This window comes from Falsiroseomonas oryziterrae (assembly GCF_021864505.1).
Taxonomy (GTDB): Bacteria; Pseudomonadota; Alphaproteobacteria; order Acetobacterales; family Acetobacteraceae; genus Falsiroseomonas; species Falsiroseomonas oryziterrae.
Genome location: NZ_JAKJIB010000682.1, coordinates 1 through 687 on the forward strand (window position 1 = coordinate 1; position 687 = coordinate 687).

Genomic DNA, 687 nt, shown 5'->3' on the forward strand with positions numbered 1-687 from the left:
CGCGACGGGGCCGAGGCGGCGCTGCCGGTGATCGCCACGGCGCTCGATGCGGCCTGCGCGGCGGCGGACGCCGAAGTGGAACGGCCGGCATGAGCGTCGCGCCGCTCGCCTGGCGCGCCGGTGCGACGCTGCTCGCGCCGCTGCTGCCGTTCCACCTGGCGCGGCGCGCGCGCAAGGGCAAGGAGATCGCCGCGCGGCTGCACGAGCGCCGCGGCGAAGGCGCGGAACGCCCGCCGGGCCGCCTGTTCTGGCTGCATGCGGCGAGCGTGGGCGAGACGCTGTCGGTCCTGCCGGTGATCGAGGCGATGGCGGCGCGCGACCCCGCGCTGTCCTTCCTTGTCACGACCGGGACCGTGACCTCGGCGGAGCTGCTGGCGCGGCGGCTGCCGGGCGAGCTTGCGCCGCGGGTTGCGCATCGCTTCGCGCCGCTCGACGTGCCGGCCTGGACGGCGCGGTTCCTCGACGGTTGGCGGCCGGATGCCGGCGCCTTCGTCGAGAGCGAGCTGTGGCCCAACCTGCTGGCCGCCGCGGCGGCGCGCGGCGTGCCGATGGCGCTGGTCAACGCGCGGATGAGCCCGCGCAGCTTCGCGCGTTGGCGCCGCATGCCGGGCCTGGCGCGGGTGGCGCTGGGCGGCTTCCGCCTGGTGCTGGCGCGGTCGGAGGGGGATGCGGCGCGGCTCGCGGAGC

Annotated in this window: 1 protein-coding gene; it reads left to right on the top strand. The window is 78.0% G+C overall.

Annotated features, from left to right (window positions below; genetic code table 11):
* Window positions 1-89: 89 nt before the first annotated feature.
* On the top strand, window positions 90-687 hold a 598-nt coding region (locus L2I40_RS24080; RefSeq protein ID WP_272911019.1), incomplete at its 3' end, for a 3-deoxy-D-manno-octulosonic acid transferase.